This window comes from Salinicoccus halitifaciens (assembly GCF_021026095.1).
In the GTDB taxonomy this organism is placed as follows: Bacteria; Bacillota; Bacilli; order Staphylococcales; family Salinicoccaceae; genus Lacicoccus; species Lacicoccus halitifaciens.
Genome location: NZ_JAJNCU010000002.1, coordinates 205,690 through 220,562 on the forward strand (window position 1 = coordinate 205,690; position 14,873 = coordinate 220,562).

At 53.3% G+C, this 14,873-nt stretch carries 12 protein-coding genes; 7 read left to right on the forward strand and 5 right to left on the reverse strand.

Annotation, left to right across the window (positions count from 1 at the left end; translation table 11 throughout):
- Positions 1-70 precede the first annotated feature (70 nt).
- The gene (locus LPW40_RS05685; RefSeq protein ID WP_230821261.1) at positions 71-1,501 is read left to right on the forward strand and encodes a M20 family metallopeptidase; all 1,431 of its coding nucleotides are present in this window, start codon (positions 71-73) and stop codon (positions 1,499-1,501) included.
- Between the two features lie 35 nt (positions 1,502-1,536).
- Positions 1,537-3,060: an AbgT family transporter gene (locus LPW40_RS05690; RefSeq protein ID WP_230821262.1), complete on the forward strand. Its 1,524-nt coding sequence runs from the start codon at positions 1,537-1,539 to the stop codon at positions 3,058-3,060.
- A 103-nt stretch (positions 3,061-3,163) separates the two neighbouring features.
- Here LPW40_RS05690 and LPW40_RS05695 read toward each other — a convergent pair whose 3' ends face one another.
- Positions 3,164-3,838 (reverse strand): SDR family oxidoreductase, encoded by a 675-nt coding sequence (locus LPW40_RS05695; RefSeq protein ID WP_230821263.1) that lies wholly within the window; start codon positions 3,836-3,838, stop codon positions 3,164-3,166.
- 177 nt (positions 3,839-4,015) lie between these two features.
- Here LPW40_RS05695 and LPW40_RS05700 point away from each other — a divergent pair, with 177 nt between their 5' ends.
- On the forward strand, positions 4,016-4,909 hold the full coding sequence (locus LPW40_RS05700; RefSeq protein WP_230821264.1) for an SDR family oxidoreductase: 894 nt from the start codon (positions 4,016-4,018) through the stop codon (positions 4,907-4,909).
- Positions 4,910-4,957: 48 nt separating this feature from the next.
- On the opposite strand, the gene LPW40_RS05705 is transcribed toward LPW40_RS05700, so the two are convergent.
- Together LPW40_RS05705 and LPW40_RS05710 are read right to left on the reverse strand one after the other, a co-directional pair.
- A complete protein-coding gene (locus tag LPW40_RS05705; protein WP_230821265.1) occupies positions 4,958-6,370 on the reverse strand; it encodes a sodium/glutamate symporter in 1,413 nt (470 codons plus the stop codon).
- A gap of 109 nt (positions 6,371-6,479) precedes the next feature.
- On the reverse strand, positions 6,480-7,739 hold the full coding sequence (locus LPW40_RS05710; protein ID WP_230821266.1) for an amidohydrolase family protein: 1,260 nt from the start codon (positions 7,737-7,739) through the stop codon (positions 6,480-6,482).
- A gap of 142 nt (positions 7,740-7,881) precedes the next feature.
- On the opposite strand from LPW40_RS05710, the gene LPW40_RS05715 reads away from it, so the two are divergent.
- Together LPW40_RS05715 and LPW40_RS05720 are read left to right on the forward strand one after the other, a co-directional pair.
- Positions 7,882-8,265: a hypothetical protein gene (locus LPW40_RS05715; RefSeq protein ID WP_230821267.1), complete on the forward strand. Its 384-nt coding sequence runs from the start codon at positions 7,882-7,884 to the stop codon at positions 8,263-8,265.
- Between the two features lie 29 nt (positions 8,266-8,294).
- A complete protein-coding gene (locus tag LPW40_RS05720) occupies positions 8,295-8,984 on the forward strand; it encodes a TMEM164-related integral membrane acyltransferase (protein ID WP_230821268.1) in 690 nt (229 codons plus the stop codon).
- A gap of 51 nt (positions 8,985-9,035) precedes the next feature.
- Here the strand turns inward: LPW40_RS05720 and LPW40_RS05725 are convergent, their stop codons facing one another.
- Together LPW40_RS05725 and LPW40_RS05730 are read right to left on the reverse strand one after the other, a co-directional pair.
- Positions 9,036-9,884 carry a glycerophosphodiester phosphodiesterase gene (locus LPW40_RS05725; protein WP_230821269.1) on the reverse strand — a complete coding sequence of 283 codons (849 nt, stop codon included), beginning with the start codon at positions 9,882-9,884 and terminating at the stop codon, positions 9,036-9,038.
- Positions 9,885-10,413: 529 nt separating this feature from the next.
- The gene (locus LPW40_RS05730; RefSeq protein ID WP_230821270.1) at positions 10,414-11,274 is read right to left on the reverse strand and encodes a LysR family transcriptional regulator; all 861 of its coding nucleotides are present in this window, start codon (positions 11,272-11,274) and stop codon (positions 10,414-10,416) included.
- A gap of 126 nt (positions 11,275-11,400) precedes the next feature.
- On the opposite strand from LPW40_RS05730, the gene LPW40_RS05735 reads away from it, so the two are divergent.
- Both LPW40_RS05735 and LPW40_RS05740 read left to right on the forward strand, forming a co-directional pair.
- Positions 11,401-12,810 (forward strand): MFS transporter, encoded by a 1,410-nt coding sequence (locus tag LPW40_RS05735; RefSeq protein ID WP_230821271.1) that lies wholly within the window; start codon positions 11,401-11,403, stop codon positions 12,808-12,810.
- Positions 12,811-13,019: 209 nt separating this feature from the next.
- Positions 13,020-14,717 carry a glutathione ABC transporter substrate-binding protein gene (locus LPW40_RS05740; RefSeq protein WP_230821272.1) on the forward strand — a complete coding sequence of 566 codons (1,698 nt, stop codon included), beginning with the start codon at positions 13,020-13,022 and terminating at the stop codon, positions 14,715-14,717.
- Positions 14,718-14,873: the final 156 nt, after the last annotated feature.

Consider the following 14,873-nt stretch of genomic DNA (forward strand, 5'->3'; position numbering starts at 1 on the left):
ATGGCATTCCATAGCGGAAAAGCCTTATACTGTATATCATACTATTCAGATTATTAGGGAGGAGAGTTTCATGCAGGATTTTATTGCCGCATATCTTAAGGAACATGAAGCTTATTTCAGAGAGGTCAGTGCATACATATTCAATCATCCCGAAACACGGTTTGAAGAATATGATTCAGCCGCCTACCTCGCCGCAGAGTGTGAGAAGCAGGGTTTTAAGGTGGAGCGCAATGTTGCAGATATCGAAACCGCATTCACGGCGACTTTCGGCTCCGGTGCGCCTGAAATCGGATTTTTAGGCGAGTTTGATGCATTGTCCGGATTGAGCCAGAAGCCGGGGGAAGTGACCTACCAACCGATGGAGCGCGATATCGGGCACGGCTGCGGCCACAATCTGCTCGGCACGGGTGCTTTCGCAGCCGCATGTGCAGTCAAGGCCTACCTTGAGGAAAACAATCTGCCGGGCACGGTGACTTTCTTCGGCTGTCCGGGCGAGGAAGGCGGCTCGGGCAAGACGTTCATGGTGCGCGAAGGCGTATTCGACGGGGTGGACGCTGCATTGTCATGGCATCCGTCACCGGTCAACGCAATCATCAGCAACTCGACGCTCGCAAACTATCAGGTCTACTTCCAGTTCAAGGGCAAGTCGGCGCATGCGGCCTCAAGCCCGCACCTCGGCAGAAGCGCACTCGACGCGGTGGAACTGATGAACTCGGGTGTGAACTACCTGCGTGAGCATGTCATTCCTGAAGCGCGTATGCATTATGCCGTGACGAATACGGGCGGCTATTCCCCGAACGTCGTGCAGGCGAATGCGGAAGTGCTGTATCTGATCCGCGCACCACGCACGGACCAGGTCGATGAGATCTACAAGCGCATCGTCAAAATTGCTGAAGGCGCCGCCCTCATGACCGAGACGGAAGTCACGGTGAAGTTCGATAAGGGCTGCTCGAACTATGTGCCGAACCGCAGCCTTGAAGCGCTGCTTTACGACGAGTTCGTGGAAGTCGGCGCCGGTAAGGCAACTGAGGACGAAATAGCATTCGCAAAGCAGATTTGGGAGACGCTCCCTGAGACGGAGCAGAAGAACTACCTCGACCCGCTGGTCGCATTCGGCTACAGGGGCGACGGCTCGGATTTTGAAGGGAAATATGTTGCAGAGTCCATCTCGACGTACAAAGGTGAGGCAGGACTCCTGCCTGGCTCGACGGATGTCGGTGACGTGAGCTGGGTCGTTCCGACCGCACAGCTGACATCAGCCACTGCAGCACTCGGCACGGCACTGCATTCATGGCAGATGACGTCCCAGGGGCTGAGCGATTTCGCACACCGCGGCACACTGCGCGCAGCACAGGTCATGGCACAGACGGGCCTCCGCCTGATGACGTCCGAAGAGGAACTGCAGCAGGTCAAAGCGGAATTTGAAGATTTCAGGTCGAAACACGAATACATCAATCCGATACCTGAAGAGGTCAAACCGTCGCCTTTGAGCGCCGAATGATATAAAAATCAAATATTAGAATAAAGAGGTGACCTATGGAAAAGAAGAAAGGCTTTTTTGGAAAAGCGCTCGACGTGATAGAAAGGGTCGGTAATAAACTGCCGGATCCATTTGTACTGTTCATCATGCTTGCAGCCCTCATCATCGTCCTGTCCGCCATCTTCAGCATGGCGGGCGCCTCGGTCATCCACCCGGGTACAGGGGAGGAGCTCGATATCCGGAGCCTCCTGACGGGTGAAGGCCTGCAGTTCATGCTGACATCGATGCTTGAGAACTTTACAGGATTCGCACCGCTCGGCCTTGTGCTGGCGATGATGCTCGGTATCGGTCTGGCTGAAAAAGTCGGATTGCTCGACTACGCGATCCGCAAGACGATTTTGAAATCACCGCCGTTCCTGATTACATACACGCTTGTATTTGTCGGTATCCTCGGCAACATCGCATCGGACGCGGCAGCGGTCATCGTGCCGCCGCTCGGCGCCCTCGTATTCTATAAGATCGGCAGGCACCCGCTTGCAGGTCTTGCGGCCGGCTTCGCCGGTGCAGGCGCCGGGTTCACGGCGAACCTGTTCATTGCGGGGACCGACGCACTGCTTGCCGGCATCTCGACGGAAGCGGCACAGATCATCGATGAGTCATTCGTGGTCACGCCGGTGGACAACTGGTTCTTCAACATCGCTTCCGTATTCGTCCTGACGATCGTCGGTGGATTGATCACCACGAAATTCATAGAGCCAAGGCTCGGCGAGTACACAGGCGGCGCTGTGGAAAGTGAAAACACGGAGGAACTGCCGAATGCGAAAAAAGGTTTCATCACGGCAATCGTAGCAGGTCTTTTGTACTGGGCGATCATCGTTGCGGTGCTCATGATGCCGAACAGCCCGCTCACGGGTGAAGGCGGCACGATCATACCGTCGCCGTTCATAGACGGCATCGTACCGATCATCCTGATCTTCTTCGTCATCATCGGCCTTGCCTTCGGTATCGTCACCGGGAAAATCAAATCCGGCAAGGACATGACTTACTACATGACGGAATCCATCAAGGATATGGCGGGTTATATCGTGCTTGTCTTCGCGATTGCGCAGTTCATCGCGTACTTCAACTGGTCGAACCTCGGGACATGGATCGCGGTCAACGGTGCCGAATTCCTTCAGGATATCGAATTCACAGGTTTCGGCCTGATCGTCGCATACATCCTGTTCACGTCACTACTGAACTTCCTGATCACTTCAGGATCGGCCAAGTGGGCGATCGAAGCGCCGATATTCGTGCCGATGTTCATGCAGCTCGGCTACCATCCGGCATTCACACAGATGGCATACCGTATCGGGGACTCGTCCGTGAACATCATCACGCCGCTCTTCCCGTACATGGTCATCATCCTTGCGTTCATGCAGCGCTATGACAAGAATGCGAGCATCGGGACATACATTTCCCTGATGCTGCCGTATTCCCTTGCGTTCCTGATCACATGGATCATCATGCTGGCGATCTGGTTCTACACGGGTCTGCCGTACGGTCCGGGCGTCGGAACTTACCTCGAAGCATCAAGATAACTGCATACAATCAGATGACCGGAGATTCACGTCTCCGGTCTTTTTTTATTTTTGCAATAAAAACCGGGAGGCTTCAAAAGGCCTCCCGTCATTTTTGGTCCTGTTATAGATTTTTCACCGCTTCATCCACATCGATGCCGCCCTGGTTGGCGTCGAACGATTTGCCGATCGCATTGTCATGGTCGAGGGAGGCGACGATCAGGTTCGCCACATCCTCCCTTGGAATTTCGAGTTTTTTGCCTTCCTGACGCAGATGGGCAGTGGCCTCGACCTTCCCTATACCCGGCTCGTTCACGAGCAGGGTCGGGCGGATGATGGTGTAGTCCAGCCCTGAATTTTCAAGCCACACATCGGCGTAGTATTTCGCTGCAAAGTAGTAGCCGCCGATGCCGTTTCCCTCCATATTGTAGGACCAGTATTCGCGGTCATCGGCATTGATGGCGCTCACCATGACGTAGCGTTTGACGCCCGCATTTTTGGCGGCTTCGATCGATTTGACCGCGCCGTCGAGGTCGACCATCATCGTCTTATCCGCACCGGTGTGGCCGCCGGAGCCGGCTGCGAAGACGACGGCAGTGACACCCTCCATCGCTTTTTCCATGTCCTCGATGGAACCTTCGAGGTCGATGAAGCGTGATTTGATGCCCTCGTTTTCATAGGCCTGCTTCTGTTCTTCCTTGCGCACGCCCGCGAGCACATCATGTGCCGCATGGTCTTTCAGTTTACGTGTGAGGAGCCGGCCGATCTGGCCGTTCGCCCCGATGACAAGTACATTCATTCATCTCGCTCCTTTGTGATCATTTATCTTCATATAATATGTTATCCATTCAGCCCCACCGGTTCAACAAATCCGCACAGTGTTTATTCGGCGCGCCCAGCGGGTATTTATAATCATGTGAAAACAAGTCAATCAAATCATTAATAAAATAAAAAATTGAAACAGGAGTGAAGTTTGATGGGAAAGTCTAATTTGAACGATCCACGCGAAATGTTCCATACGGACAAGTTCCCGGATCAGGAGCAGGATACACCGGCCCTGCAGAACAGGATGGATCCGAAGCCGGACTGCGGCGAGGAATCCTATAAGGGACATGGCCGTCTCGAAGGCCGTAATGCCCTCGTCACCGGCGGGGACTCCGGCATCGGCCGTGCAGCGGCGATCGCCTATGCAAGGGAAGGTGCAAACGTCGCCATCCACTACCTGCCGGGTGAAGAAGAGGACGCTGAAGAAGTGAAGGCACTGATTGAAAAAGAGGGCAGACAGGCGCTGCTTCTGCCGTATGACCTGCGTGATGAAGGTGCGGCAACAGAAATCGTCGAGAAGACGGTCGCAGCGTTCGGTGCTTTGGATATCCTTGTACTGAACGCAGCTCAGCAGATTGCACAGACTGAACTGTCCGACATCTCGATCAAGCAGGTCGAGGATACATTCAAAGTGAATGTCATCAGCATGTTCGAATCAGTGAAGGCTGCTGAAAAACATCTGAAGCCGGGCAGTGCGATCGTCACGACCGCATCGGTCAACACTTATGACCCGAGTGAGACGATGATGGATTATGCGGCGACGAATGGCGCTGTGGCGAACTTCACGGTGTCATGGTCCAAGTACTTTGCAGAAAAAGGCGTGCGCGTGAACGGCGTCGCGCCGGGCCCGATCTGGACGCCGCTCCAGATGGACAACGGCCAGCCGGAAGGTGCGATCCCCGAGTTCGGCCAGTCGACGCCGCTCGGACGCGCCGGACAGCCGGTTGAACTGGCACCTGTTTATGTACTGCTCGCTTCAGACGAAGCAAGCTATATCACAGGCCAGATTTACGGCGTCACCGGAGGCATTCCGATCGACTTATAATATAACGAAAGCATCCCGGACAATTTTGTCCGGGATGCTTTTTTATGATCAGTTTTCAGCTTTTTTCTTCTTGAACTGGTAGCGGCCGAGCAGCAGCCAGCCGAGCGTGATGATGGCGGTGATGATCAGCATCGGCACCGGCCCGATCGCCACGATGAGCGGGACGGATGCGGCTGTCACGATACCGCCGCCGACGATGAGGTCGAGGAAGAGCTGCTTATAGCTGAAGCCTTCCTTTGCAGGGGACTCGTCGTCCGGGTCCGCAAGCTTGATCATGAGCAGGCCTGCGGCACTGAGCCCCATGCCCTGCCCGAAGTCGCCGATGGCACGCTCAAACCAGTAGTCCGGCATGATGCGCGGTGCGACGACGAGGAATGAAAAGACCGACCATCCGATACCTGCAAGACTCAGCAGGATGAAAGGAACCAGGTAGTCCCCGATGACCGCAAGTGAGAGCGTGGCGATGGCTGAAGCGATCAGCATATCGAGTGCCAGCCCCTGGATGCGGTTGATGACGCCGCGGTCGACGACGTTGTATTTTACGAAATTGTTCAGGAACAGCTGCACAAGGACGGCACCGACCATTGCGAGCGGGAAGAGCGGCAGATGGGTGAAAATCTCAATCTGATCGATCCATAACTGTTCCTCGATCCATATCAGACCCTGCAGCAGCGCATAGCCGATCGCAATGGCGAGCGCGATGTATCCGAAATGGACGGTGAGCGTCTCTATGAATTCAGAGCGCGTCGTCTGCCTGCCCGCCGGTTCCTCCTGCTGTTCCTCCTTCGAGAAGAGGACCTTCTTCCTGTCTTCATCTATGTCTTCAGGATTTTTGAGTATTTCAGTCTCGCCTTTACGGGCTGCCCAGTTGAGCAGTGCGACACTGAGCATCACGCCGACGATGAGGCTGACCGTCGCAAGGCCGATGGCAAGGTCAAGCCCTTCCTCGAACCCGACTGATGCGAATGTATCGGAGAGGCCGGCGGCAGTCCCGTGTCCGCCGACGAAGCTGATCTCAAGCAGCGCACCGGCTGCCGGGTTCATGCCGAAGAAGGGTGTAAGTACAAGCAGTGCCAGCGTGATGCCGACCACATACTGGCCCCATGACAGGAAATGTGCAAAGGTGATCTGAGGACCTGCGATATCCCACGCATCCTTCAATTTAGGGAACGTCATGCCCAAAAACAGCGAGGCAAAGATGACGTTGATCAGCATGCCGGGAAGAGTGTCCCATACGTCAATCATCACCTGGGGAAACAGACCGCCCTCATCAAAGAGATTGACGCCGAGCCGTCCGAGGATCTCCGGGCCGAGCAGCAGACCGACGGCCCCGGCGATCAGCGAGCTTGGTACGAAATAATTCTGCAGAAACGGGGTGAACACACGGATCCATTTACCGATCAGGAGCAGTATGCCAAGGATCAGTAAACTGAACCCGACGACATCGGGTGAAAGTTCCATTTACATTCTCCTTACATATAATATTGGCTGTTATTCCTCTTGCCGGATATGTAAAAATTAAACATCCTGTTCATATGAAAAAGCCCCGCACAGGGTGCGGGGCTCTTCATCAGCCTTTCAGGAATTCATTCTCGATTTCATTCTTGCGTACTTCGCGCTTGAAGATATATTCGCCGCTGCGGACGGATGCGAGCACTTCGGCGCGTTCACGAACCGCTTCATATGCATCATGTGCATCGAGCACGATGAAGTTCGCGGGTTTTCCGGCTTCTATGCCGTAGCCGCCGTAGTCTTCATCAATCCGCATGACGGCAGCACCATTGAAGGTGATGAGATCGAGCGCCTTGTTGATTTCATCGATGTGCGTATAATGCGCGAGGTGGATGCCGTTGTCGAGTATGTTCATCATATTGCCGTTGCCGAGCGGGTACCAGTAGTCTGCGATGGAATCCTGTGCGAAAGCCACGGTATTGCCGTTTTCAAGCAGTTCCTTCACACGCGTCAGGCCCCGGCGCTTCGGATAGTTGTCGCCGCGCCCCTGCAGATGGGCGTTTTCAGTCGGACAGGAGATGAAGTTGATCTTCGATGCCTTGAAGAGTCCCATCATTTTATTCGCATAGGAATTCTCGACTGCACCGAAGGAGCATGTATGGCTCGCGGTCGTCTTTTCGCCGTACTCCTTCTCCATGACGAGTGCGTTCAGCACTTCCAAAAACCTGCTGTTCGGGTCGTCGTTTTCATCACAGTGGATGTCGATCATCACATCATATTCCAGTGCGAGGTCGACGATGCGCCTGAGCGACTCCACCCCGTGTTCATACGAAATCTCGAAATGCGGGATGCCGCCGACGACGTCCGCCCCCATATCGAGCGCTTTCCTCACCAGTTCTTCGCCGCCTTCATATCTGAAGAACCCTTCCTGCGGGAATGCGACGAGCTGCAGCGTCACGCTGTCCTTCAATTCCTCACGCAATTTGAGGAGTGCCTTCATGCCGGTCAGTTCCGGATCCGTCACATCGACATGTGTGCGGATATACTGGACCCCGTGGCTCACTTCCTTGCGGATGCCCTCGAGTGCCCGCTCACGCACCTTTTCCTCGGTCAGCGTCTTTTTATTGTCGCTCCAGCGCTGGATGCCTTCGAAAAGTGTGCCTGAGACGTTGGCATTCCCTTCGCCGAGGCCGGAGAAGATGTAATCGAGATGCAGGTGCGGATCGACATACGGCGGGAGGACGAGCTTCCCTTCAAGGTCGATCACTTCATCGGCATCACCGAGGTCCGTGCCGACGGCTGAAAACTTCCCGTCCTCAACCAGAATCTCCGTTGACCCGGTGTCACCGTATATGTTCGCGTTAATGAACTTCTTCATACAATAAACTCCTTTTAAATCATTAGTGATATCCATGCCCATTATATCAAAATGCATTTTGAAAGGGTCACAATACCAATCTCCAGGTGTAGACATGCCCTTAAAGGGATATAATATAGTAAACATAAGGGGGCGGTGCATCATGCGGTTATTCTTTTTATTCATGTGCTTCACGATCGAGCTCACCGGCTGTACGGCAGTGGGGGATTCCGAAGTCGAGGCGGTGGATGTGGACGCGCTCGACAGCGACATGCAGGAATATGTGCAGAATGAGGACATCATCAACATTATGCATATCAGGGCAGAGGACGGGGAGGGCGATTACCTCGCCTTCTACGCACCGGGCGCCACACGTCTGACGGTGGAGGAAGCGGAAGAGGGCATCCTTGATATCAGGATGGAGAAACCGGATGATGCGGAAGCCGAAATCCTCCACGTCTACAAACTGGAGATCGGCACCGAAGTCGAGACGCTCAGGTATTACATCAATGGTACGGAGACCCACGTGGAAGTATTGCCCAAGTGATGAAATGATCTCGGAAGGCGGGGGATGCCATGGCGGATTACGGGGAATACATCGGCATATTCAGCATCGATCATCTGATCTATATTTTCGGACTGATTGTTGTTGCGGCGGCTTTTTTCTCGAATACCTCACGGGTCAAGGACCGGAGGCGGACGATCACTGTGGTGATCCTCATCGTCATCCTGCTGCAGCAGCTCCTGTTGTACGGATCCTACTATTTCATAGTGGGTGATGAGACAGGCTTTGATGCGTCCGTTTCACTGCCGCTCCATATCAGCCGCATCAATTCACTGCTCGGCATACTTTATCTGCTGACCCGGAATGCTGCGGTCTTCAGGGTGCTCGCATTATTTGCACTGTTCGCGTGGCTCAGCTTCCTGTACCCGAGCCAGGTGTACGGCGTGACCCATCCCATCGGCATCAGCTTCTTCATAAACCACGTCGTGACTTTACTGCTGCCGTTCTACGGGATGGTCGCCTATGGGAAGGAAATAAAAACCGGTGACAGCCTGAAGGTCCTCCCGTGGTTTGTGGTCTACCTCGCTGTTGCATATGTGACAAATATGCTGACGGGCGGCAACTATTTTTATCTCCAGGACAGGCCGGTGTTCGAGGGGATTTCCGATGCCGCCTATATCGCCGCCTCCATATTGTTCGCCTACGTGCTGTTCAAGGCGGGCGAGCTGATGTACAGGAAAGTGCGCCCGCTGCTTGATTGACGGAAAAAGCTGACCCCGGCACTGCCGGGGTCAGCTTTTCATGTCTAGTTGTTATTGCGGTTGTCCTGTATGGCTGATCAGATCCGGGAAGTCGGAAATGATGCCGTCGACGCCATTATCGATCAGTTCGTTGACACGTGTCTGGTCATTGATGGTGTAGGGTGCGATCTTCAGGCCATGTGCTTGGACGCGCTCAACCAGCTCTGCGTCCACCATCCTGTGATTCGGGTTGAAGTAATCGGCGTAAGTCGCAAACTGTGCCAGTGCTTCATCTGAAATGCCGTCTGCCAGGTTGCCGACGAGGACACCCGTCGGAATGTTCGGGAGCAGTGAGTTGAAGTATGCAACCGAGCCATGGTCGAAGGACTGGACGATGATCTTGCCGTTGTTCGGTTTGTCCATATTCCTTTCCGCGAGTGCTGCAGCAACAGCGTCCTCAATGCCAGGGTGGGCGGAAGGGTCTTTTATTTCAATCAGGATGCCGATTTTGCCGCGGTAGGCATCCAGGATTTCTTCCAGTGTAGGGATCTGCTCGCCTGCGAATTCAGGGCCGAACCAGCTGCCCGCATCAAGCTGCTTCAGTTCTTCCAAAGTGAAGTCACTCACCCTGCCTGAACCGTTAGTCGTCCGGTCGACCATCAGGTCGTGGATGGCGACGACTTCACCGTCCGCACTCATATGGACATCAATCTCGATGAAATCCGCTTTCATTTCAAACGCCCTGTCGAATGCCGCCATCGTGTTCTCCGGCGCATAGCCCGAAGCACCCCTGTGGGCGACGTTCAATGTGTGGTCGGCAGCATTGGCCGACGCCTTTTTACCATCCATCAATCCTGCTGCACTGATCAAAAGCAGTGCAGCTATCAAAACTTTCAAGAAATTGCCTGCAGAAATGTTCAAAGATGTTTCCTCCTCTTAAAATGTCTTACCTGGATAGTGTAGGGGAGGAATATTCATGGCGGATGAAGTTCCTGTTAACGTGCAGTAAACTTTCAATCCCATTGTAAAGATCCGGAAAACTGACAGAGCCTCGCCCGCCTTGATGGCCATCCGGATTTCTTTGAGCAAACCAGCCAGAACCTTGTTGGTTGGCTCTCCATCCGGAAATCCTCCTGAAAACCAGACAGAGTGTCTCTGGCAGACACCTCCGTCCGGATCTCTTTAAGAAAACCAGACAGAACCCCGTTGGTTGGCGCCTCCGTCCGGATTTCTTTGAGAAAACCAGACAGAGGCCCGCTGGCCAACGCCTCCGTCCGGAAATCCGCCCGAAAACCAGACAGAGGCCCGCTGGCCAACGCCTCCATCCGGAAAAACTCCCGGAAACCAGACAGAGACCCACTGGCCCACGTCTCCGTCCGGAAATTCTCCCGGAAACCGGACAGAAGCCCGCTGGCCCACGTCTCCATCCGCCGGACCGGGGCGAGCCTGCCTAACCGAGCAGGTAGCCGTGCGTCATTTTGATGCAGTCTTCCATGACGGGGGAGAAATGCCTGTCCTTCATGAAGGAGAGGTACAAATCGGGGCTCTTCAAATCGTGCTGGAGGTTGATGCTCTTAACATCGTCGTCGGTGTAGTGCTTGGCGTAGAATTCCGGTATGACGGCAAACCCGAGGCCTTTTTTGACGAGCCGCACCGCGGTGCCGATCGTGTCCACGCGGATGATGTTCCTGAACTGCAGGTTATTCTCCTGGAGGAATTTATTGAGCACGGTGGAGTTTTCGATGAAAATCAAAGTGTGTGCCGTCAAATCCTCAAGCTTCACGACCTGAAGCGGAAAATCCTTATGGACGAGCACCGAGTAGACATTCTGTCCGAGGTGGATCGACTCCATGCCGTCTTCCAGGTAATTCAGGGTGGTGAGGCCGAAGTGCAGCTGGTGCGTCTTGACCTGTTTGATGATGTGCGTCGTCGTGCCTTCCGTCAGCTGGATGTCGAGGTCGTTATATTTATCAAGGTAGATCTCAAACAGCTCCGGCGTCACCATCCTGAAAGTCTCGGTGATGCCGACCTTCAACTTGCCGCTCCCTTTCTTCCTTATATACTGCACTTCATCTTCCATGTTGCCGTACATCGACAGCACGAGCTTCACATGCTGGTAAAACTCGGCGCCGGCATCGGTGAGCTTGAACATGCCGTCGTTCCGTTCGAGCAGCCGGAAACCGAGCTCCTCTTCAAGCTTGCCGAGAGACATGCTCAGGGAAGGCTGGGAAATAAAGAGCGCGTTGGCCGCCCAGCTGATCTTCCCGTGCCTCACGATCGCATCAAAGTATCGCAACTGCTTGATGTCCATGGTTTTCTTCTCCTTCTATAAATAAAACCTATAGTTATATAGTTTTTATATACTATTCAAATAAAATTATAGCATGTATGATGACATTACGTTAATAATCTCACAAATTAAGTTAGGATGAAATTCATGAAAGCGTCTTCTGGAAAAAGCAATCTTTACATAGTGGGTATCGTGCTGGCCGTGCTGACATTCTGGCTGTTCGCGAACTCCATGATCAACATCATTCCCGCGATGAGTGCGGATATGGACATCTCACTCGGTGCGTTGAATATCGCAACAAGCCTGACCGCATTATTCTCAGGGCTGTTCATCGTCGTGGCGGGCGGCCTTTCCGACCGTTCGGGCCGTAAGAAAATGACCTACATCGGACTGATACTGAGCATAGCGGGGAGCCTGCTCGTGCTGCTTGCACAGGGGCCATTCTTCCTGATCACCGGCCGCGCGCTCCAGGGTATTTCAGCGGCGTTCATCATGCCGGCAACAATCTCCCTGATCAAGACGGCATTCGATGAAAAGGACCGTCAGCGGGCACTCAGCTACTGGTCGTTCGGTTCATGGGGCGGCGCGGGTGTCGCAACGCTTGCCGGCGGGCTGATCGCAACCTACATGGGCTGGAGATGGATATTCGTCATTTCCATCATCGTCGCACTGATCTCCATGTGGATTTTAAGGGACATCAAGGAAAGCAAGGCGAATGACCACAATAAAGCCCCGTTCGACTATGGTGGATTTGTTTTATTCGTGCTGGTGCTCCTCGGCGTGAACATCATCGTCACCCAGGGCCAGGAACTTGGCTGGACAAGCCCGCTCATGATCGTGCTGATGGCAGGCACTCTGCTGCTGCTTGCTGTGTTCTTTGAATATGAAAAGCGGCGGAAGCATCAGTTCATCGACTTCAACCTGTTCAAGATCAAACCGTATACAGGTGCGGTCGTCTCGAACTTCCTGCAGAACGGGATCGTCGCATCGATCGTCGTCGCGAACATCTACGTGCAGGTCGCAAGGGGCTTCACTTCATTTGAAGCGGGACTGCTGACCATCGGGCATATCGTGACGCTGCTTGTGATGATCCGTGTCGGGGAGCGCATGCTGCAGACGATGGGCGCGAGGAAACCGATGCTCTGGTCGATACTGATCGCATCCCTCGGGATGAGCATGGCGGCCATGACTTTCCTGCCGGACTTTGCATACATCATCGTCGTATTCATCGGCTTCCTGATCGCAGGCGTGGGTGTCGGCATGTATGCCACACCTTCAATGGACACATCACTCGTCCACATCAACAATGACCAGGTGGGCATCGCCTCAGGCATCTACAAGATGGCGAGTTCACTCGGCAACTCATTCGGAATCGCGATTTCAACCGCCGTGTACGGTACGGTGCAGATGATGACGGACAACATCCATGTCGCAGGCGCAATGGGGATACTCACCGCGTTCGTCTTCGGTGTCATCTCCTTCTGGGTCGTCGCGAAGACGATCTCACCGGAAGAGGGGCTCGCTTCGGAACCATTGGACATGGTCGGCAAAGCTTAATATCAATTTTCAAAGACTGCAGGGCTCACGTCCTGCGGTTTTTTTATTCCATCACTGAACTTTGATAATATTTAAATTAAAACAAATTATTAGAAAATTATATTGGTTAAGAAGGGCGTTTATGGTAAAGTTTATATAAGATATGCAGTGGCCTACATATTTATGTGAAAGCTGATGTATATTCACAAAAGTGTATAGGGGGAAAAAGAATGAGAAAGTATTTGATGCTTTCATTGATGTCTGTGTTCGTGCTAGTGCTTGCGGCATGTGCGGATGATTCAGAGGTCGATGAAGAAGCTGCAGGGGACAACGCCGATGACGGCGATGCAGCGACGGAGGAATCGGCATCCGGTGACATCGTGATTGCCATGCAGGATGACGCGGTGTCACTGGATCCGCACGGCAGTAACGACTCTGCCTCATCACAGGTGCGTCAGAACATCTATGAAAGCCTGGTGCAGCAGGATGCCAACATGGAACTGGTTCCGGGTCTTGCGGAGGAATGGGAAGCCGTTGAGGAAGACGTGTGGAACTTGACGCTCAGGGAAGGTACGACATTCCACAGCGGTGAAGAGTTCACTGCCGAAGATGTCAAAGCGACATTCGACAGGGTGCGTGACGAAGCGGTCGCTTCAGAAGTCGCTTTCCTGTTTGAAATGATCGAGGAAGTTGAAATCGTGGGCGACTACGAAGTCAACCTCCATACGGAATATCCTTTTGCGCCGCTTCCGAGCCACCTGGCACATAACACTGGCGGCATCATGAGCAAATCGCTCATCGATGAAGACTACCAGAATGCTTTGGATGAAGCGGGTGTCGACATGACTGCAGATGAATACTATGAACTCCGTGAAGAAGGCGGGGACGAGTATGAAGATGTCATGGATCAGATTTCAGGCGACATCGGCAACGTCATCAGCTCAAATCCGGATGGCACGAACCACGGTGTCCTGGAAGAGCGCAACCCTGGACAGGAAACGGTACTTACAAGATTTGAAGACTTCCAGGGCGGGGAGCGGAACTTTGATTCAGTCACTTTCCGTGTCATCCCTGAAGTGAGTGCAAGACTTGCCGAACTTGAAACAGGCGGTGTACAGGTTGCACGCGACATCGATGCATCCAACGCACAGCGTGTTGAGAGCGGTGAAAACACCGAGCTGCTGGAGCAGGAATCACTGCGTACGGACTACCTCGGTTTCAACACCCAGAAAGAACCTTTCGACGATGAGAAAGTGAGACAGGCGATTGCACACGCAATCGATACTGAAGCAATCGTTGAAGGCGTGTACGACGGCATGGGCATTTCGGCGACACACCCGATCCCGCCGGATGTATGGGGTTATGACGACAGCCTTGAAGGCCAGCAGTACGACCTCGACAGAGCGAAGGAACTGCTTGCTGAAAGTGATCATCCTGACGGATTCTCAACCGAGTTATGGGTGAGGGACGACCAGATGATCGTCGACACAGCACTGTATATCCAGGAGAGCCTCGGCGAACTGAACATCGATGTACAGGTTGAGCAGATGGAGTGGGGCGCGTTCCTCGACAGGACAGGCCAGGGCGACCAGGAAATGTACCTGCTCGGCTGGACGACTGTAACGGCGGATGCGGACTACGGCTTATATGCACTGCATCATTCCGATAACTTCGGTGCCGTCGGCAACCGTTCATTCTATGCGAATGACGAACTCGACGAAGCACTTGATGACGGCAGGACTGAATCTGATGAAGATGCACGTGCGGAAGCTTACTCCACTGCACAGCAGATCATCATAGAAGAAGCGCCGATTGCACCGATCGTGCATTCCAACTTCTCAATCGGTGTCGATACCAGCCAGGTTGACGGCATTGAGCTGGATGCCCTCGGTGACGTACGGTTTGAGAACGTGACATTCAACGAATAATTGAAAGAGATTCAACAGATGACCCCAAATAAGATTTTGGGGTCATTTTTAATTTTTGGAGAACTTTATTTCGAAAATCATGTGAATTTTTTAATGAACTTCCGTCCCACAGTACATTAACGTGTTAAAGTATTATTAGTTTTATATGAAGGAGGA